Genomic DNA, 19,982 nt, shown 5'->3' on the forward strand with positions numbered 1-19,982 from the left:
GTTATTGGCGGATGTGTGAAATTTATAAAAGCCCAAGATTCGCCAGAATAGACAAGCAGAGCAAAAGCGTTGAGCAGACGGTAGGCTTGGATGATTGATCGGAAAATAAAAAAGTCCCGGCATCGCTCCGGGACTTTGAAATGAAAACTGCATTGAGACAAAACCAATCAGGGATTGAATTTGAAAATCTTAGCCAGTCTCTATTGTTTAATAACCAGTCGCCCGTTGAAGAAGCTATGCTCTGCTGTTGTAAAGAGTTGAATGCCGCCCTCGGTGATGGGATTTTTAACTTCGACGTGCATCATGTCTCCTGCCAAAAGATTAACCTCGGTGGACAACTTGGATGAATTGTCCACTTCGCTATGCACAAAGTCACTGGCTATTACAACCTTTACTCCACCTCGTGTTCGGACCAAATGAGTCTCCGCGTAAAAGGAGGGGACATCTAGTGGCTTTTTCCAAGCAACGTTTAAATCAAAATGATATACACCATTAACTGGTGCAATGAAAGTGCTGTTAGGAGCGCTATTAGCGTTATTGTAATTTTGATTAAGGTCATAGACTTCATTTTCAAAAACGACTTTTGCGGTAGCCCCAAGTGCTATGTTTTGGTTTCCACCACCCAATACACCATTAGCCCTGAAAGCAACGTCTCCCGAAATAGTCTGCCAGGTTGCATTCCCATTATCATCAGAAGTAAGCACTTTGCCACTGCCGGGTGACTGCCCGGGACCGGCGATTGTAATTGGGCCACTTACCTCCAGTGCTTTTCCATTAACGTTTGCAGCGGAAGCGAAAACCCCTGTGCCTCCGGAGGCTGAATGTCCAACAACACCTTTGCCAGATAATGTAGCACCTCTTACTCCGATTGCGTTTGCGGCAATCCCACTAATACCAACTGACGTGCCATTCGCATCATTATTATTGATCAGAAACAATGGTCCATTATTTGTTCCGAGCTGCGAAAATGGAAGTGTCAAACTTCCTCCTCCGTTTATCAGACTCCAAGCAGGATTTGCAGGCGTTCCGGAATTATAATAAAACCCAACCTTTCCCAATCCTGCATTTGTATTATAGACCAGCAATGCGGTGGCGGGATTAGAGACTGTTGTATTGTCTGTCAACGATTGCAGCGAAACACGGGGAATAAGCAAGCCTTTGTCCGTTCCTGTAATGTCGAGCGCGGCACTTGCGTCGGGTTGGGTGGTGTTGATGCCGACACCTTGTGCGAATGAGCTTTGGCTGGCAAAAAAGAGTGCAGCTGAGATCGCGAGAGGAGTAATTAGTTTTCTCATCGTTTTTTTGAGTGAATAGTATGAAACATTTGAAAGTCCAATATTCACAAGAAAGAATAAGAACAATGAAACCGATGAGCCTGCGGTGCAGTAGGATGAGTGTACGGTCAAAAACAAGCAAAGCGCTGGATTTAAATCCCGCGCTTTGGCAAAAATAAATATAATGTCAGCAGCTAATTAATGTAGTTGCTAGGGTAAGCAGTAAACTCCTCGGAACAATGTGAAGCGCCTAGTTCCAGAATTTCAGTTGTTCTGGCGTGTGTTCTGAGCTGCCAGTTCAGCGTTCCTAGAAAGGGATTCTCCGAATGAGATGCTGCAAGCGAGCCGTCGGCAGTGGTTACCATTTTCGTTCCGAATTCCAGAACGCCGCCTACTTTCTTGTCTTTCATAATGACTTGTACACGCTGTCCGGCCATTTCAAGATCCCAGTCTTCCAGTTTCGTCTCGGGCAGGTAATCTTTCAATGCTTCCAACCTGTCTTGCGGCCCTGGCAATGACTATGGCTGGCAACAAAATTCGCTCTTCTCCACGCATCCGGCAGCGACCAAATCAATTGGGACTGCATCTTTCGCCGCATGGGAACAACATCAACTACCAGGGCGACATTGTTCAGAATCCTTCACCTCGTACGTAAAAATCATCGCCAAAGCGGCTTCAATATGGACGCAGGTCGGGCCTTCGAAGGAGGCGATTGGGGTTGATGGATAACAGTTTTTGCGCGGGGACGGCGATTAACTAAGTTCAGTACTTACTGTTGATAAAATTTTTATTCTAAATCAACAAAGTATAGTAACCGAAAATGGATCGCTTACTGTTTAAATAAGAGGCGCCCACTGAAATTGCTTGATTCATTGCCGATAAAAATTTGTACATTCTCAGAACCTGCGTTTTCTACCTCAACATGTACCAAATCTCCCTGGAGTAATTGCAAATCCACCAGAAGTCTTGGACGATCCACTGAACGTACTCTCAAAAGATTCAAATGACACATCAACGGGGTTTCCCGCTCTCGTTCTTATTAGTTTTGTATAAGTTTTGTATTCGGCTACACCATATGGATTCCAGGCCAGCTTTAAATCAAAATGATAAATTCCATCGAATGGTGCTATAAATGTGCTATGCGGTGATCCATTGACATCATTATAATTAGAATTCAAATCATACTCCTGATTCGCAAAGGCAATCTTGACTTTTGCACCAGGGGGAATGCTTTGGCTTCCATTTGGTGGGATTCCGGCGGCCTTGAAGGCTACTGTCTCTTGCCAACTAGCGTTCCCATTCCCATCAGAAGTAAGCACCTTGCCCTTTCCCGGAGACTGACCCGGTCCCGCAATCCGCATTGGTCCGCTTACTTCCAGCGCCTTGCCATCCGTATCAGCAACGGATGCAAAAACTCCCGTGCCTGTTGAGGCTGCATGGCCGACAACTCCTTTGCCTGATAATGTAGCTCCTCTCACTCCAATTGCGTTTGCGGCAATCCCACTAATACCAACTGATGTGCCATTCCCGTCGTTATTATTAATCAGAAACAGCGGACCATTATTTGTGCCAAGTTGTGAAAACGGGAGCGTCAAACTTGCGTCTCCACCAACTGCGCTCCATACCGGACTCGCCGCCGTTCCGGAATTATAGTAAAATCCTACTTTCCCCAATCCTGCATTCGTATTATACACCAATAGCGCTGTCGCCGGATTTGGGATTGTAACATTGTCCGTCAGGGATTGAAGGGAAACTCTTGGGATTAGTAGGCCTTTGTCTGTTCCTACAATATCCAGAGCGGAGCTGGGATCGGGTTGCTGGGTGTTGATGCCGACGTTCTGTGCGAAGATGCTGGGACCGCATGAAAGTAGCATTGCTGATAATGCAAGTTTGCCGAAAGTCAGTTTGAGCTTTTGGTTGCTAAATAGTTGTAAATCGAATGTTCTCATGTTATTGGCGGATATGTGAAATTTATAAAAGCCAATATTGTCAGGAGCAGCGAGGAATAGCGAAAGCGATGAGCCGGCGGTGAAGTAGGGTGATTAAACGGAAATGAAAAAGTCCCGACGCGATGCCGGGACTTTACATTAGTATAATATGAACCGAAATTTTAGGCAGTAAACTCCTCAGAATAATGTGAAGCGCCCAGTTCCAGGATTTCAGTTGTTCTGGCGCGTGTTTTGGCTGCCAGTTCGGCGTTTTTGGAAAGGGATTCTCCGAATGATGGGATGATCTTTTTAAATTCAGCCTGCCATTCGTCCGACTTGGCTTCTTTGAAACACTTCTGAATGAGTTCCAGCATGATCGAGACAGCCGTTGATGCACCCGGGGATGCTCCCAATAATGCTGCAAGCGAACCGTCGGCAGCGGTTACCATTTCCGTTCCGAATTCCAGGACACCGCCTACTTTCTTGTCTTTCTTAATGACTTGTACACGCTGTCCGGCCATTTCAAGATCCCAGTCTTCCAGTTTCGCCTCGGGCAGGTAATCTTTCAATGCTTCCAACCTGTCTTGCGGCGACTGTCTAACCTGATCAATCAAATATTTGGTCAACGGAATGTTATGGATCCCCGCGGCGAGCATAGGGCGGATGTTGTCAAGCTTAATGGACAATGGCAAATCCAGAAATGATCCGTTTTTCAGGAATTTGGTTGAAAAACCGGCATATGGGCCAAACAGGAGCGCTTTCTTGCCATCAATCATTCGTGTGTCCAAATGCGGAACCGACATAGGAGGAGAGCCCACAGACGCCTTTCCATAAACTTTGGCCTGATGCTTTTCAATGATTTCCTGATTGTTGCAAACCAGCCACTGGCCGCTCACAGGGAAACCGCCAAAGCCTTTTCCTTCCGGAATGTTGGATTTTTCAAGAAGCGGCAAAGAGCCGCCGCCTGCGCCAATGAAAACGAATTTTGTCTGGACTTTTGAAGTTTTTCTGGTTGCGCGGTCTTTCACTTCAATGACCCAGGAACCATCTTTTTTCTTATCAAAATCATCCACTTCATGATTCAGATAGAGCGCAACGCCCTCTTGCTTTTCCAGATATTCAAACATGAATTTGGTGAGCGTTCCAAAGTTGACGTCCGTGCCCAGATCCATTTTAGTTGCTGCCACTTTTATGTCAGGATCCCTTCCTTCCATGACCAGAGGAATCCACGAATTGATCTCGCTTTTGTCCTCCGTATATTCCATTCCGTGGAACAAGTGGTGTTTTGTGAGACCGTCGTAACGCTTTTTAAGATATTCTACATTATCATGGCCCCACACGAAGCTGAGGTGTGGAATGTTGTGAATAAATGCGTCAGGCGAATCAATAATGTCATTCTCAACCAGATAGGCCCAGAATTCCTTAGAGACTTCGAAGGATTCAGCGATCTTAATCGCTTTTTTGGTGTCTACCGTGCCATCTTCCAGCTGCGGTGTGTAATTGAGCTCGCAGAAGGCGGAGTGTCCCGTTCCTGCGTTATTCCATGGGTCAGAACTTTCGGCGGTAACCCGATCCAGTCTTTCAAAGATCGCAATGGTGATCGCTGGATTTAATTTTTTAAGTAAAACTCCAAGAGTTGCACTCATGATACCGGCCCCTATCAAAACGACGTCGGGGGCGATCGTCTTTGAAGATTTTTTGGTAATCATCGGAGAAAAAATGGTATGTTACAGGGCGGTAAAGCCCGGAATAGTACAAAAAATAATCTGCTACAATGTAATTAACACATCCTGCCCCGAAAATAGTTTAATTAAAAAAATAAAAGTTATGACGGGTTACAAGTTCTTGGATGAGGGCAATTAAAACTTTATTGATTGCAATCGTTTAAAACTCGACACAGTGTGCCTTGAACGTACACGAGATGCTATAATGATGGCCGTGTGGCTAAAACAACCGTTCCATTCAAAATACAACGTGGGAGAGTATCTCGCTGGCAAAGAGCATAATCAACCCAAACTTGTAACCGCCAATATTTGTCAACCTCAAAACTTGTCGTAAATTTATGTCGCATTGGTGTTACAAGTCGGTCGTAAGAGTGTTGTTATCAAGTCCTTGAAACGCATTTTGAGTCACTATTTGAACACAAATTGGTTGTAACAATTAATTCATCTAACAATTGGTATGAAAGCAAACTTTACTTTTTACACACTTCGCTTGTTGAATTTCTCCAAAATAGTCTTTTTCCTCTTTCTTACTATCGGTGGGGCCAATGCTCAGAAGTGGAGCGGGGTGAACGGGAATGAGTGGTTGGCAGGAAAGTATAGCCAGCCCTGGGTTAAAATTGGTGTCACTGCGAAAGGCATACACAAAATCAATGTGAGCGACTTGCCGGACGCTTTTAAAAATGCAAATAAGGACAAAATTCAGATGTGGTATCGCGGTCAGCAGATTGCGATCATCAAAGCAGATGCATCGGAGATTTTGTTTTACGGTGTTCCGAACGACGGGGCTTCCGATGCGCTTCTTTATCGATTCAGCACAACCAGAAAAAATCCCTATTACAGCATTTATTCTGACCAAAGTACTTACTTTTTGACAGTTAGCTCTGGTGATAACGGCCTTCGGGCGGCTGCACCGGCCGTGGCATCAAATCCTGGCGCTGTTGCATTAACAGCTCAGGTTCAGACAGATTTGAAACTATATCAGAATGAGCACACGCACTCAACGATACCTTTTTACAGACCAAGTGCACTGAACAGCTATTTTGAAGAAGGTAAGCAAACCACCGGGTCATCCATCATGGACGAGTTTGTGGGAACTGCGATTCAAACTTCTAATCCAAAGCCAGTAGCATATACCAACTCTTATGTGCCGGTTCCGTTCTCTTTTCAATTAAAATCGCCTGTTGGCGCTTTGGCCAAAAAAATTACGATCCATATCAAATCCAGGACCGGAACTACGATCGCAGGTATCTACGTCGGTAAAACGCCCGGCACTTTGAGATCTGTCGGGACATTGAACGTCAATGAGTTGAATGATTACGATTACACATTTAATCTCGAACCGACAGACTTTGATGCGAGCGGGAACGGAACATTGGGTTTCAAGTCTACCAAAATCGGAAGCGATGGCAGTGGTTTTTCGATCTCATATTTTACAGTTGAATACGAGCAAGCGATTAACATGCAAGGCTTAACCTCTTATGAGCTTACCTTCCCAGCCGTTGTAGCAGGATCCCAGTCAACACTTTCCATAGCAAATGCACCAGCAGGAACCAAAGTTTATAACATTTCGAATCCGAGTGCACCGCAGATCGTGTCGGGAACACCTTCGGCGCTGGTCATTAATCGTGACGATAAGGCCTTGAAATTGTTGGCGGCCAGTACTGTAACAACAGTTCCCACCTCAAAAATTTCAACGGTTAAGTTTACAAGCTTATCTCCCGCTGCCAATGATTACCTGATTATTTGCAGCAATTCTCTGAACACATCCGCAACCGATTATGCAAAGTATCGTAGCACAACGACGCCAGGCAGGAAGTTCAAACCTTTGGTCATTAACATTGACGACGTTTATAACCAATTCAATTATGGAGAGCCAAGCCCGGTTGCTATAAGAAGATTTGTTGATTTTATGGTCTCTGACGGACAATTGGACAAATATCTGTTGCTGATAGGCCGATCAATCACTTACTTCGAGCGTTCCATAAGAGAAATTCCTGACGAGGTGCCGACTGTTGGTTATCCGGGATCAGACCTTTTGCTTGTAGACGGCCTGGGCGGCGTGCAGGATGATGTTCCCGCTATTCCGGTAGGTAGAATATCGGCTACGGTAAATCAACAGGTTTATGATTATTTGGAAAAGGTTGTGACCTACGAAAGCCAACTGGATGTGGCTTGGCGGAAAAACGTGGTTCATATGAATGGCGGGAAGACTAACAATGAAATCACTCAGTTTTCTAATTATTTAAATGGTATTTCAAATGTAGTATCGTCTGCACCTTTTTCAGGAGCGGTTCTTCCCAGATTAAAGACGGTTGCTTCCAATAATGTTATCGAAATGACATTGGCCCCCGAGCTGAATGGTGAGGTTCCGGGTGTAGAAGGAGTGGGAATGATCACTTATTTCGGACACGGCGGTGTAGATAAAACAGATTACAATGCTGGCTATGTTTCAAATCCGAGCAAGGGCTACAAGGACACAAACAAGTTTCCAATCCTTTTCTACAATGGGTGTGGAGTAAATAACCTGTTCAGTGGGCGTAATGGCGAATTTGGCTCACTTCCTACGATTCTTGTCCGTCCTATGTCCCTGGACTGGCTGCTGGCGCCTAACAAAGGCGCGGTAATTGTTTTTGGAAATACCTGGGATGCCTATGCGTCTACATCCAACCAATATCTTGATAAACTTTACGAGCAGATATTTTCAACAGCAGACGGAACGAGACCAGCCATTGGAAATATTCTTAAAAATGTAGCGCTGCAGACGAAGCTAGAGAAAAACTATTCATATAATCCAGCTCAGAATGGGCGGACAATGTCTTATTACGATGCCGATCGCGCCAACGTGCATCAGGTGATCCTGCAAGGAGACCCATCATTACGCGTGCTAATCACTGAGGGCGCGCTGCCGGTTAACCTTATTTCTTTCAACGCGCATGCTGAGCAGGATCAGGTTAAGGTAACCTGGAAAACTGCATCAGAAAGTAATAACAGCCATTTCCTGGTGGAAAGAAGCTACAATGGGAAAAACTTCGAAAACATTGGAATGGTTGAGGGTAAAGGAACCACAGAAGCTGTGTCTGACTACACTTTCGATGACCTGAAACCTTTGAGCGGAACAAGTTATTACAGACTTAAACAAGTTGATGGTGATGTAACGATCAACGGTAAGTTGGTGAAAGGAAAAGTGACACAATCAAGATTGGTGTCTGTTTCAAGGGAAGTCAGCAAATTCCTGGTCATTTCTCCAAATCCTGTTTCAGATGTAGCCGAGATAGCATTGGATGCACCGGTAGCAATCAAAAGCTGGAACCTGATAGATGTGAAGGGAAGAGCAATCAAGTCCAACCAAACCGGCCTGAAAATCGATGTTTCGAATATTGCTTCGGGAGAATATATTGTTGAAATACTGACTGAGAACGGCGACTTGTATCACAAAAAAGTAGTTAAGAAATAATCAATTAAATTCGCGGCTAAGGAAGTGCTTATCAGGTACTTTCTTAGCCGTTTCGCTTATATCCATATGAGATTAGGGAAAATTTTTCTATACACATTCTTATTTGTAACATCCGGAATGTTACAAACCGTCCACGCTCAATGGGGTGCACCATATACTAACAATTGGATTGTGTATGGCAAGCCCTATGTAAAGATCGGGGTAACCCAAAAAGGGATTCACAAATTGCCGTTTTCACTTTTACCGACTAGTTTCCCGGTGGGCGACGCCGGAAAACTGCAACTATGGCATAGAGGAGAAGAGGTCGCAATCATCAGTACCGACAATAAAGAAATTGTCTTTTACGCGGTGCCTAATGACGGGGCAAGCGACTCCTTATTGTATCGCCCGATGAGTTCGCGGATCAATCCTTATTACAGCTTGTATTCCGATGAAAGCGCCTACTTTCTTACAGTTGGCGATAAGGCGGGAATCAGGGCTGAGCAGATTACCAGGAATGTTGACACCAATGTTCCGGTTACAACATTTCATACGGGCACCAATTTAAGCTTGTATAAAGATGAATACTCACTAGGAACTATTCCCTTTTACAGACCAGCCTTTTTTAACAGTTATTTTGAGATAGGAGCCAGCAAGACTGGAAAGTCTTCCATGGAAGGCAAAGCAACAGACTATACACTACAGCTAACAAATTACTATAAAGAAAGCGGCATCAAACCCAGATTAAAGCTGCTCTTGCATGGCCGGACACCCGGCAATAAGAATATTGAAATTCGGGTAGGGAAAACGGCTCAGTCACTGCGGCTTGTGCGTGCACTGAATAACAACGGCTTTACAGGATCAGAATTTTCCTTTGACCTGGAACCGGAAGATCTGACGGCTGATAATAAAATAATACTGAATTTAAAGGCAGTAGGCAGCAACTCAGCAGACGGTTATTCGCTGACTTACTATTTACTTTCTTATCCGCAGCTCACGGATATGAAGGACAAGAAGAGTTTTGAATTTTCTCTTGCGAAATCAGCTCAACCAATAAACAGGCTGAATATAGCGAATGCACCTGGCGGTGCTACTATTCTTGATATATCTAATGTTAACAAGCCAAAAGTAATCAACGGACAGCCTGGCAACTTAATGGTTCCGCATTCTTCTGCGCGGACGCTTAACCTGCTTGTGACGAGTGAGGCTAAAACTATTGAAAAGGCGAAGGTTACGGAAGTTAAATTCTCAGCTAAATATCCTACCAATCCAAACTATATTATCCTGACCAGTGAAAATTTACTGGATGGAGCCAATAAATATGCGGCATACCGTGCTTCGGCTGCGGGCGGTGGGTTTGTTCCTATCGTAGTGAGCATTAAGGATGTTTACAATCAGTTCAACTATGGCGAGCCAAGCCCGGTTGCAATTCGCAGATTTGTGGATTACATGGTATCGAGCGGCACCAGTGGGAAATATTTACATCTGATCGGAAGGAGTATTACGTTCAACGAAAGGATGATACGGGAACTTCCCAACGAGGTGCCTTCTGTGGGTTATCCTGGTTCAGATATACTTTTGGTAGAAGGCCTGGGCGGAGTACCGAAAGACGTGCCCGCTGTTTCCATAGGCCGGTTAAGCGCGGTGACGAATCAGAATGTTCTGGATTACCTGCAAAAGGTGAAAGACTACGAGCAAGGTGCAACCAGCGATTTTGGCTGGAAGAAGGATGTTTTGCATTTGAATGGTGGCAAAACAGTTGGGGAAATAACTCAATTGAAAAATCTGTTAGCGGCATTGGAGCCGAAAGTTGTGAATGGTGTGGTTGGTGGGAAAGTAATCCCATTTGTGAAGCAGCAGGCAATCGGCGAGGTTGAATATGTGAACATTACGCCTGAGGTTAATAACGGAGTTGGGCTAATAACCTATTTCGGACACGGGTCAACAACCGTAACCGACCTCAATATGGGTTACATTACAGATGCAAACCGCGGTTATAACAACAAGGGAATGTATCCGATGATGTATTTTAATGGATGTGGGGTTGGAAATATCTTCGCTGGACGATTTAATCCAAATCCAGCAGCTACGGACAGATACACCTTATCAATGGACTGGTTACTTGCTCCGAATGGTGGGGCCATTGCCGTCATTGCCAATTCTTTTGAAAGCTTCGTCGGACCTTCCTCGAAATATTTAAGTCAGTTGTACACATCCATGTTCACGGATTCAACCAGCTATAATCTTCCCATTGGTGACATTCAGCGGATTGTTGCCAGGAAAATTCTTGCGGAAGATTCAGGAATGTACAGCGTGGCTAATATACATCAGTCTATTTTACAAGGTGACCCTGCGTTAAAGCTGGTTTCTGTGGCAAGTTCCGACTATGCCATTAATGCGGATAATGGAATAAAGATATTTTCTGAAAGTCCGGACAAGACGATAGCCAGTTCTTCCAAATTAAAGGTCAACCTGCTCATTCGCAATCTGGGCCGATTTGTCAAGACTGAAAAAGTCCCTGTGGAGATTACCTACATTTATAAGGATTCACAAACCAAGTCTGCGCAAACTTTGCAAGGGTTTGCTTACAGCGACACATTGATCCTGGATGTACAGAATCAAAAGGAATTGCAAAGCATCGTTGTCAAAATTGATCCCCAGAATACATTAAAGGAATTGAACAAGCAGAACAACACGGCTGAACTGCTGGTTGATTGGGAAATTGCTAAAAATGAAAGTTATTACCCACTAACGAGTGGTAAAGACATTATCGCGCCGTTGCTGGATGTTACATTCAATGATCGGACGATCAAAAATGGTGAGCAGATCAGCCCTAAACCACAAGTAACACTGACTTTACAGGATGACCGGGTTTTGACAGCTGATACCGCCCGGATCAGTATTTTCTTAAAAACCTGTGAAGACAATAGCTGTGAATTTGAGCGGGTTAATTTTTCGGACAAGTGGAAGATGGATCTGAAAAATATTTCAGATCGCGTTATACAATTAAACTTAGACCCGGATCTGCTTGCCGAAGACGGAAATTACGAAATGCTCGTGATTTCAAGTGATGATGCTGGAAATAGCATTGCATCGCCTTTCACAATTCAGTTTTTAATAGGCGACAATAATGAAAATGTGAAGGTGATTGCAAGTCCTAATCCAGCCGTTGATTACATTCGGTTTGAAACACAATTGAATTCCAAGCAACCAGCAGCGAGTATTCATTGGAAAGTCTTTAACCTTGCGGGCAAGCTTATGGATGAAGGGGAACGCACAGCGCCGTTATCCGGTACAAACGAATGGTACTGGAGGCCAAATTACGTTTCCGATGGACTTTACATTTACCAGGTCATATTTAAATATCTTAACTCAGAGGAAGATAAGACTGTAACGGGGAAGGTTGTGATCATCAAATGAGGCACTAGCTATTGTATCCTTTGCTTTTTAGCCAATTTAGCCAGATAGACAGCGATATGGTGCGCGTAATGAGAGCGTATGTAGTGGTTTTTTGTGCGAACGGGATTTTGCTGTTTTGTGCAATTTTAACTTGCTCCTGAAACTTAGCTTTGTCTACATACATCCATACTTCCTGCGAATCATCAAGGTAATCTTGTGATTCACGGTACAGGTCCAGCGCCATTTTTTCTCCCTCACTCGAACTGACAGTGGCTTTACTGCCCCGGGTCCTGACCTTATCGATCAGGATTCCTTTCATTGATTCCCTGAAATGAGCACGGCCGATGCCATCTCCGAATTTGAGAATATTGGGGATGGCCATATTGAGCTCAAAAAGCTCTTTGTCCATGAAAGGCGCCCTGTTGCTTACGCCATAGTGGCAACTCAAAACGAAGTCTTGTTCTTGCGTCCTGATGACTTGTGGATGGAATACATCATTCAGCAATTCCTGAAAATTCGCTGGAAGATCGCCTCGCAGGGATTGCGGAAAGTTTGGTTCCACTGAACCAGGATCAGCGCGGAGATCGCTTCGGATAATAGAGCCCGGGCGCTTTGTATTCATGTCAGCCGTGCGAAGCAGCAGACTTTTCAGCGCCCTGCCGAAGAAGTAACTTAATGAAATATTTAAATGAGGGGACACTTCCCGATATAATTGCAGCAGTTTCGAAACCGAGCCGGACGAAGCAGAAAACCTTCTGTATAGGGCGTTCTGTAGAACCAGATGATACTTTTTGTCAAAATCATATTCATCCCAGGACGGATGCAAGCGCTGCCGTGAAAAATAATTGACTCTCTTTTTAAGTAGTTCCTGGAATAGTTCGTAATCTTTTTGATGGAATGACTGAATAACCAACTCTGATCCATCCCCAATGACCGAATCCCCTCCAAAGCCATTAAGCAGAACGTCGCAGCCTAAGCTTTGCGCCGTTTTAAGCGTTTTGTGATTCGTTGCCGGCGAAAGAAATCCATTCTCTGGCTGGCCATATAGCTCAGTAGCAAGTTGTAATGATGCTAAATTGTCATTGGCCGGATCGATAAAATGTTGCTTTGAACTGATATGATTTGCGACGGCCTCGGCATACTCCCGTTCGTCAGCCTCTTTGCTCGTTGAGGGAATGTGAAAAGTGTGAATTGCCTTATCCGGATATAGATATCTCAGCGCCGAGCTAACAGAGGAAGAATCCAGTCCGCCACTCAGGTGAGAACCTAAAATGGAGCAATCTTTCGAAGCATAGGAAACCGAACCCTTGAACAGTCGAGCCAGTTCTTCGTTATACTCCGTTGACGTAAGGTGCGCCCATTTACCGGGGTTGAGCTGTACATGTGGCCTCGTGCTCACATTTTGGCTGTTCACCGTTAATAAGTGACCAGGCAGTACACTTTTAATCTTGGCGAAAAATGTTGAAGATGCGTTGGATGTGTAATCATGACCGTTTAAAGAGATGTAAGCAGGGATTCTGCTTTGATCAACCACGAGATGTGGTTGAACGTCTTTTAACGCAATTAAGCGCGTAAGGCTGGTTGAAAATGCAAAAAACGTATCCGGGATGTGAATGTAGAACAGGGGGATTTTTCCAAATAGCTCCCTAAACAATGAAAAGCTTTTGGTGGATTCATCAAACCATGCTGCAATTGCAACCTGAGAGTCAGAAAGACTGCGGATGTTATCGTTGTAAGAGTTTGCAGAAGGTGCAGCTGAGTTTGTGACAAAATCCGACTTGACTTCATCCTGGTAACCCATAAAAAAGGAATAGTAACTATCAGTGCGAGACTTTAAGCCCTTTTCCGCAACAAACCAATTATCAAAAAAAAATCCATTATCATAAAAACGTCGACTTGATTCAACATTTTTATGATAATGGATAATTCCTTCTAGTAACACAGACTAAGAAATGGTAGAAGCCATGCCTTGACTAGCTCTCTCCCAAATCATCGCGGAAGGCTGGTTGTCCTGATCCATCGAATCCGCTTCCCAACTTACCCTTCGTCAGTTTACTTACACTTCCAAGCTTGTTAAGGCTAGGTTTAGCATAATTTTTTTTCGTCTGTGTAGAGTGCATATTAACTGTTTTCATAACTGTTTTGTTAGATTTTTTAATAGTCCGTTGTAAAGGTAAGTATTTTTGTCAATTTTCAAAAAGATAATAAAAAAAAGTATAAGCTGCTAATGTCTGTTGTAAATCTTACTTAACTGTACCAAACTGAGATACCATTTTAACTCTATGGTAACCTGACTCAATTTTTTTGATGTCACTTGCGAAGCATTCTTCAGTTTGACAATACTCATAGGCTATTTGATCATCAAAAATCAGGCCAACTCCAAGTGCATACTTTTTGATGCCTATATATTGATTGATTGCTGAGGAGTCCTCACGTTCGACAACCGTTATTGAATTGTCAAACGAAAGTTTAGAGACTGTTGCAGGCTTATTAAGGGATTCGTAATGGTATTTCTGCGGGTCTGCACTGTGATAAGTGTTTCCGTTCCACTCAGTTTGTCCGTTGAGAGGAAAAATCAAATTCATATCCGTTCTATTGTCAACAGTAGTTAGAACCTTATCCGGATATATTTTAACGCTGTATTCCTTCGATTTTTCCCAGGGTGCGGTTTCGGAAGTTCGCAATGATCTCGAAAAAATAAGCGTAGTAATCGATTCACTATCAACCGATTTTTTTATAACCTGGTCTTTTTCCTGCCATTTTTTAACTACCGGTTGATCTTTACCGGCAGAATAAATCTTTTCTTCGATATCTGAAATTACAAACTGGCCCAAGGACGTAGGCACATATTGATAGGGGTCAACGGAGGGGCGATCTGACTTTTCGCAGGAAGCGAGAAGTATAATCATGGGCACTATAACCCAGTTTAAATGTTTTTTCATAGAGTGTATTATAGTGTTGTGGCAAACATTTAAGCAATAGCTGGTAGTGAAATATATGCTAATACTTCACTACCAGCGTTATTCTACTGTTTTGTGAATATTTGAACTGGTGGAGTTTCTACCCTGCCAGTCTTTTTAGACGTTGCGGTAGAAGAGAACGTTAGTGTTTTTCCAGAAACGATTCCGACCCCTTTAATCATCAGGACATCACCTGGTACGATTTCTTCATCAGTTAAATTTAAAACTACGCTATTTGCCAAAGTGGTTGAAAGCGTGATGTTTTCTATGGGAGTAACAACAGTCTGCGATGTGTATTTCGGGTCTTTGGAGACAAATCTGTAAGTGGACACAACCTTTACAGCATTCTCAGACGCCTTCGAAATTTCCCAGTCGGAGCTATATTCGTATCCTTTCTCTTGTTTAACTTCGCCTTTCCAGGTTCCGACAAAATCCTTTGTCAGATCCGGATCAACATCGTCTTCTTTGCATCCTAAAAGCACAAATGAAAACAAGAAGATAAATAGCAACGCTTTCATTTTGCCTAAATGATTAGATAAGTTTGGTGTTAGCAAGGTGGTTTTCATATTGGAACTTAGTAGAATTGGTAAAAATGATTCCTTTGGTGTCTAAAAAAATTGTACCAACGCGGGACTCTATATCAGTACGTGATGTATTTAACGCAGCCCGACGTATATGCATTGCAATTTAGAGATTATTTTTCCTCTCTGCCAGCTTTCCTTTTAAAAAACCTTTTAACACTTCCAGGCCGATGTCGAAGCGGGTGTTGTTGTTGATGATCATATCCGCCTCCGAGCGCAGGGGCAATATAAATTTATCGTAAGTCGGCGCTACGTGGTGTTCCCAGCGGTAGAGCACATCGTCCAGGTCGTAACCGCGCTCGTTATTATCACGAATAATTCTGCGTTTTATTTTAACGTGCTCCTTTGCATCTACAAAAATTTTTAAATCGATCAATCTGGCTATTTCCGGGAAGTAGAAGACAAAAATACCTTCTACAATGATGATAGGCCGTGGTTCGAAGACCAAAATTTCGGGTTTGATCAATGGATTGTTGAATGTATACTCTTTTTGATGCACTTCCCGCCCTGCCCGCAGCACGGCAATGTGTTCGGCAAATAAATGGTGGTCAATGGTTTCAGGCAAATCAAAGTTTTCGACGCCGTTTTCGTCCCGGGGAATCTCGTGAATGGGGCGGTAATAATTGTCCTGGGAAATGCGGGTAATCTCTTCTTTCTCAAATGAATCGATCAGACTTTTCATAAAGAATGTCTTTCCCGAAGCACTTCCGCCGGTGATGCCTACAATATAGGGTGCAAATTCTGGGGTTGTCATAGTTAGGTTTATTGATTTACGAGGGCGTAAATCGCATTTCTGTTTTAATTATTAATCAATTACTGCCAATTTTCCGGCAAATGTTTCACTGCCATCTGGCGTTACTACCAGGACCATATAAATCCCTCCTCTGGCACGCTTGCCCGTATAATCATTCAAATTCCAGGTCGCAGTGCCGCCTTGTGATCTTGTTTCATAGATCAGGCGGCCGGAAAGTTCGGTGATTTTTACAATGGATTCATTTTTCAAACCTGTTACTCCAACAGTCCCGCCATAACCAGGATGTACCGGATTTGGGAAAATTTTAACATTCGAAAAATTTTCAGCTGAGGTTGTCGCATTGCTGCGGTAAGACACCATTCCATTCGGGGTATCAATAAACAAATTGCCCGTTTCTGAATCAAATTCTAAAGCACGGATTGAAGCTGATGACAAAGGACTGTCTGCTGATGTGAATTTTTGGACAAGCTCCGTGCCATCAGCATTAAAAAGATAAAGGCCATCTCGCGTCCCGATCCACTTCCGGTTACCCGGCTCAATGGCAAGGGCTGTACATTTCTCGTTGGCAAAAAGCTTCCTCTGACCGTATATTGGCAAAACCGCATCAACCCTGGCTGCATTCAGGATATTTTCCGATACAAAATACCCGACGCCCCTGTCGCTGGCAAACCAAATGTTTCCATCCAAATCCATGGCCAGACTATTAATGATAGAAGAGGGCAGGCTCCCATTGCCAACATTCGTTGAAAGTACACGTTGGTGGTTTTGCGCATTTTTTACCAAAATTCCTCCTCCCAGATAATCAGGAAGCCGTGTCCAGATCAAACCGTTCAGATCCGTAATGACAGAGTCTTTCTTATCAACAATGGTGGTGTCAGCCTGCAATGGTGTGAAAGATTCAAATGCTTGCCCCTCGTTGTGGAGCAGGCCGTTTTTCGAATCGGCCACCCAGATTTTCTCACTATTTGTATGGACAGATTCCTTAGGAGACTTAAATAAAGGGCTTGTAAAAGTGCTTACGCCGTTTTTTGGATCCAATAAAACGACCTTATCATCTAATGTGACCGTAAGTCCGCTTTCGGATGCAGATATAAAATAAGCCTGACTGCCTGATGATAAGACGGACTTCCAGTTCCCTTTTTCTTTTACATACAAACCCTTACCCGCACAACCTATATATAACTGCGAAGCATTTGACGCAACGGCCACCGTTTTTCCCGGCGTAGTAATGGTTTTCCAATTGGCAAAATACTGGCGGTTAACAGCGGGCGACATGGATGTGCCGATCATTCCTTGCGGTGTTATGGCGTAGAGCGAGTCCGAAGCAAATGCAATGTCACTGACTGAAACCTGCATTCCGTTTGGGCCTATGTAGCGGTAAGTTTCATCAACTTGTTGATTTTTGGTGTCCAAAACCACAATACCAAAGCTGGTGCAGAGGTAAGCCAGGTTTTCCCGGATAATGATGCGCTTGATGTCCTTGTTTTCTGGTAAATCGGGATTTTGAGAAAAAACAGGCCAGGGTTTAATTTGTTCTGCCTGAGCAGATTCATCCAGATACACCAGATCGACATGGCCATCCCGATAAGCTAAAAGCAAAAGATTCTGCTCTTCGTCGAAAGCCATGCTTGCGATTCCGGTGCTGGTCAGGCCATCCGATTTTGACCAGATTTTGATCTGTTTGTCAGCAGTATGAATGCTGAAAAGGCCATTATGCGAGGCGCAGAAAATATGATCATTAACCTGTACAATGTGCTTTGCGGAAAGATAGTTGAAATGCGTTTCCCACTGGCCCAACGCCACATTTTGCCCCCAACTCATCCGGGAAAGCGCGCCGCAAAGAAGCACAAATAAAACCAGCCGCTTCATGATCACATCCTTTTACGGCGATAAGCTGCCTTTTGCGTGTTAATTGGAAACCGTAACCAATGCCGATCCTTTTCCTGTTCCCGTGCCGCAGCTACTTTTCAGTGAGCTGATTGTGTATTCCGTCGTCGTCTTGGGAGAAACGGAAATCAGATATGGGTTCAGGAATGTGCCGTTGATGGCGGTTCCGTCCGATAATGTGAACGACCAGGGCGGTAATCCGTTTTTGAATTTCAATTGAATACGTGTGGTTCTTCCGGCGGTAATGGTGCCTTTGCCCGAAACTTCTGCAATTGCCTTGTCAGGCGCGACAATATCCAGCTCTTCAATGGCGCTTGACACGGCAGGCGATGAGGAAATGATCCTTATTTTCTGCGTCCTGATGGTATCGCCTTGCGCTGCACTGCTCAGTTTTACTTTCATGGTTGCAGCCGTGACGGTGGTTGGCAGACTCACAAACCGGCCCGATTTGTCCGTAATCTGGACACTGAATTTGTTGTTAGGATTGTAACGGCCTTCTGTTTTGTATGGTATTTCAATGGTAGAACCGGCGCAGACCATATTCTGAGGCAGCTTTTCCAATGTAATGCTGGCAGGAGGGCTCTTCACCGAAACTTTTGCAGATCCTGAAAATTTACCTACTCCGCACAAACCTCCCGCGGAAGTGATCTGATAATTTGTGTCAAAAACAGGTTTAACCTTCACTTTGTAAGGAGATTCCTGAATGTTATTCTCATACGTGCCGTCGGAAAGCAGCACAAACCAAGGGCCACCGCCGGTAAATTTTACTGTCAGTTCTCCTGTTTCATTTTCGCCCAGTCTGAGGGAATCCCGCTGCAAAGTGGCAACAGTAGGCGAAACAATGGTAATGTTGGTTGTCTGGCTTACCAGGTAGGGAGCAGAAGAAACAACGCGCAGTTTGTACTCGCCAGGCTTGTAATCGGTCGGAATCTGGGTGGTAATGTAACCCGTTGTGTCGGGGGTGGAAATGGTTTTGAAAGCACCCGTCCGTTCTGCGATCTGCACCACAAATTTGTTTCCATCCTTATATTTCCCTGTTGCATTGAAAGGAACCTGGAATGGAATGCCGCTGCAAAGCTTTGCAATTTTTTCCACTTCTTTCAATTCCAGTTTCGGCTCGGGATTGTTATTCACATTCACAATGGCTTCTCCTGAAACATTCCCACTTCCACACGCATTGGCAACGCCGGTTAGTCTGTAAGCTTTTACATCGTTTGGTTTTACGGTAAGATAATGTGGATTAGACATTGTCTGATATACAACTGTGCTGTCCGACATAAGAAACGACCATGGCGCAGCACCCGTAAAATTCACTTTAAGATTAACTTCCTGACCCGGCATAATGCGCACAGACTGAGTTCCGTCGATCACTTCCAGTCTCGCACTGGCCATTTGTAGCAGGCGGATTGGCACTTCCTGGCTCCTTACCACCGGGATAGAAGCTACAATTTGTATCCGGTAAACCTCGCCGCCTATTTTGTAAGATGGAATTACTGCCTTAACCGGACTTTTACTCACCGGCAGCGAGATAGGAACCGATTTGCCACTCGCGTCAATCAGATGTGCAATGAACGTGTTGCCTTCGTCATAAGGCCCTACCGTTTTAAACGGGATGTTAATGGTTGTTCCCGGACAAACGGACAGATAAGAAATATTGTCAATGATGATTTTGAAGGACCGTACGCTGTCTGCGGCCGGTTCTGTTTTAGCAAGCCTTTCTTCTGCTTCTTTTTCCGTGAGCGTGTCCGAAGAGATTTCAACATTGCTGCTATCCTGCGTGATAATGGTGTCTCGGACGGCGTCGCGAACTGCTGTTGCGTCCGCTGCGGGAGCAGTTACGGGCGCTGCCTGCGTTGCCCGTGGCGCGATGGCCGTGTCAGCTTTGGGCGTTACGGCTGGCCTGGTAGGGACAGGTGGCTTTTTCTTTGGCGCAAAAATTTGTCTTTTAGGTGTGCTGGTTCTTCGCTGGGCATTGGCCTGGTTTGAAAAAATCAACAACCCGCAAAAGATAATAAAGACGAATCTGAACATGTAAAAGTTGT

At 44.3% G+C, this 19,982-nt stretch carries 14 protein-coding genes; 3 read left to right on the forward strand and 11 right to left on the reverse strand.

What is annotated here, in order from left to right; translation table 11 throughout:
• Positions 1-200: 200 nt before the first annotated feature.
• Both LZG74_RS03905 and LZG74_RS03910 read right to left on the reverse strand, forming a co-directional pair.
• Positions 201-1,295, reverse strand: a complete 1,095-nt coding sequence (locus tag LZG74_RS03905) for a hypothetical protein (RefSeq protein ID WP_233795295.1) — start codon at positions 1,293-1,295, stop codon at positions 201-203.
• A 173-nt stretch (positions 1,296-1,468) separates the two neighbouring features.
• Entirely contained in the window at positions 1,469-1,789 is a 321-nt protein-coding gene (locus tag LZG74_RS03910) for a malate:quinone oxidoreductase (RefSeq protein WP_409014426.1), read from the reverse strand.
• A 5-nt stretch (positions 1,790-1,794) separates the two neighbouring features.
• On the opposite strand from LZG74_RS03910, the gene LZG74_RS26195 reads away from it, so the two are divergent.
• Entirely contained in the window at positions 1,795-1,929 is a 135-nt protein-coding gene (locus LZG74_RS26195) for a hypothetical protein (RefSeq protein ID WP_255698932.1), read from the forward strand.
• A 262-nt stretch (positions 1,930-2,191) separates the two neighbouring features.
• Here the strand turns inward: LZG74_RS26195 and LZG74_RS03915 are convergent, their stop codons facing one another.
• Together LZG74_RS03915 and LZG74_RS03920 are read right to left on the reverse strand one after the other, a co-directional pair.
• A complete protein-coding gene (locus LZG74_RS03915; RefSeq protein WP_233795296.1) occupies positions 2,192-3,223 on the reverse strand; it encodes a hypothetical protein in 1,032 nt (343 codons plus the stop codon).
• A 161-nt stretch (positions 3,224-3,384) separates the two neighbouring features.
• Positions 3,385-4,911 carry a malate:quinone oxidoreductase gene (locus tag LZG74_RS03920; RefSeq protein WP_233795297.1) on the reverse strand — a complete coding sequence of 509 codons (1,527 nt, stop codon included), beginning with the start codon at positions 4,909-4,911 and terminating at the stop codon, positions 3,385-3,387.
• Positions 4,912-5,383: 472 nt separating this feature from the next.
• On the opposite strand from LZG74_RS03920, the gene LZG74_RS03925 reads away from it, so the two are divergent.
• Positions 5,384-8,380: a C25 family cysteine peptidase gene (locus tag LZG74_RS03925; protein WP_233795298.1), complete on the forward strand. Its 2,997-nt coding sequence runs from the start codon at positions 5,384-5,386 to the stop codon at positions 8,378-8,380.
• 117 nt (positions 8,381-8,497) lie between these two features.
• The gene (locus LZG74_RS03930; RefSeq protein ID WP_233795299.1) at positions 8,498-11,779 is read left to right on the forward strand and encodes a C25 family cysteine peptidase; all 3,282 of its coding nucleotides are present in this window, start codon (positions 8,498-8,500) and stop codon (positions 11,777-11,779) included.
• Positions 11,780-11,783: 4 nt separating this feature from the next.
• Here the strand turns inward: LZG74_RS03930 and LZG74_RS03935 are convergent, their stop codons facing one another.
• The 7 genes from LZG74_RS03935 to LZG74_RS03960 all read right to left on the reverse strand — a co-directional run bounded on the left by LZG74_RS03935 (position 11,784) and on the right by LZG74_RS03960 (position 19,971).
• Positions 11,784-13,559, reverse strand: coding sequence for an asparagine synthase-related protein (locus tag LZG74_RS03935; protein ID WP_233795300.1), 1,776 nt, complete (start codon positions 13,557-13,559; stop codon positions 11,784-11,786).
• Between the two features lie 172 nt (positions 13,560-13,731).
• Positions 13,732-13,893 carry a lasso RiPP family leader peptide-containing protein gene (locus tag LZG74_RS26480; RefSeq protein WP_157486698.1) on the reverse strand — a complete coding sequence of 54 codons (162 nt, stop codon included), beginning with the start codon at positions 13,891-13,893 and terminating at the stop codon, positions 13,732-13,734.
• A 108-nt stretch (positions 13,894-14,001) separates the two neighbouring features.
• Positions 14,002-14,700, reverse strand: coding sequence for a hypothetical protein (locus LZG74_RS03940; RefSeq protein WP_233795301.1), 699 nt, complete (start codon positions 14,698-14,700; stop codon positions 14,002-14,004).
• 83 nt (positions 14,701-14,783) lie between these two features.
• Positions 14,784-15,284 carry a hypothetical protein gene (locus tag LZG74_RS03945; RefSeq protein ID WP_233795302.1) on the reverse strand — a complete coding sequence of 167 codons (501 nt, stop codon included), beginning with the start codon at positions 15,282-15,284 and terminating at the stop codon, positions 14,784-14,786.
• A gap of 121 nt (positions 15,285-15,405) precedes the next feature.
• Complete coding sequence (locus LZG74_RS03950; RefSeq protein ID WP_233795303.1) at positions 15,406-16,053, reverse strand: uridine kinase; 648 nt, start codon at positions 16,051-16,053, stop codon at positions 15,406-15,408.
• A 51-nt stretch (positions 16,054-16,104) separates the two neighbouring features.
• The gene (locus tag LZG74_RS03955) at positions 16,105-17,922 is read right to left on the reverse strand and encodes a T9SS type A sorting domain-containing protein (protein WP_233795304.1); all 1,818 of its coding nucleotides are present in this window, start codon (positions 17,920-17,922) and stop codon (positions 16,105-16,107) included.
• Positions 17,923-17,961: 39 nt separating this feature from the next.
• The gene (locus LZG74_RS03960) at positions 17,962-19,971 is read right to left on the reverse strand and encodes a hypothetical protein (RefSeq protein ID WP_233795305.1); all 2,010 of its coding nucleotides are present in this window, start codon (positions 19,969-19,971) and stop codon (positions 17,962-17,964) included.
• Positions 19,972-19,982 lie beyond the last annotated feature (11 nt).

The organism is Dyadobacter sp. CY327 (assembly GCF_021390415.1).
Taxonomy (GTDB): Bacteria; Bacteroidota; Bacteroidia; order Cytophagales; family Spirosomataceae; genus Dyadobacter; species Dyadobacter chenhuakuii.

What these genes read in the sequence shown, in the direction of transcription:
- LZG74_RS03905 (WP_233795295.1), bottom strand. Translation starts at nt 1,295, where the DNA reads ATGAGAAAACTAATTACTCCTCTCGCGATCTCAGCTGCACTCTTTTTT.
- LZG74_RS26195 (WP_255698932.1), top strand. Translation starts at nt 1,795, where the DNA reads ATGGCTGGCAACAAAATTCGCTCTTCTCCACGCATCCGGCAGCGACCA.
- LZG74_RS03915 (WP_233795296.1), bottom strand. Translation starts at nt 3,223, where the DNA reads ATGAGAACATTCGATTTACAACTATTTAGCAACCAAAAGCTCAAACTG.
- LZG74_RS03920 (WP_233795297.1), bottom strand. Translation starts at nt 4,911, where the DNA reads ATGATTACCAAAAAATCTTCAAAGACGATCGCCCCCGACGTCGTTTTG.
- LZG74_RS03925 (WP_233795298.1), top strand. Translation starts at nt 5,384, where the DNA reads ATGAAAGCAAACTTTACTTTTTACACACTTCGCTTGTTGAATTTCTCC.
- LZG74_RS03930 (WP_233795299.1), top strand. Translation starts at nt 8,498, where the DNA reads ATGTTACAAACCGTCCACGCTCAATGGGGTGCACCATATACTAACAAT.
- LZG74_RS03935 (WP_233795300.1), bottom strand. Translation starts at nt 13,559, where the DNA reads ATGGGTTACCAGGATGAAGTCAAGTCGGATTTTGTCACAAACTCAGCT.
- LZG74_RS26480 (WP_157486698.1), bottom strand. Translation starts at nt 13,893, where the DNA reads ATGAAAACAGTTAATATGCACTCTACACAGACGAAAAAAAATTATGCT.
- LZG74_RS03940 (WP_233795301.1), bottom strand. Translation starts at nt 14,700, where the DNA reads ATGAAAAAACATTTAAACTGGGTTATAGTGCCCATGATTATACTTCTC.
- LZG74_RS03945 (WP_233795302.1), bottom strand. Translation starts at nt 15,284, where the DNA reads ATGAAAACCACCTTGCTAACACCAAACTTATCTAATCATTTAGGCAAA.
- LZG74_RS03950 (WP_233795303.1), bottom strand. Translation starts at nt 16,053, where the DNA reads ATGACAACCCCAGAATTTGCACCCTATATTGTAGGCATCACCGGCGGA.
- LZG74_RS03955 (WP_233795304.1), bottom strand. Translation starts at nt 17,922, where the DNA reads ATGAAGCGGCTGGTTTTATTTGTGCTTCTTTGCGGCGCGCTTTCCCGG.
- LZG74_RS03960 (WP_233795305.1), bottom strand. Translation starts at nt 19,971, where the DNA reads ATGTTCAGATTCGTCTTTATTATCTTTTGCGGGTTGTTGATTTTTTCA.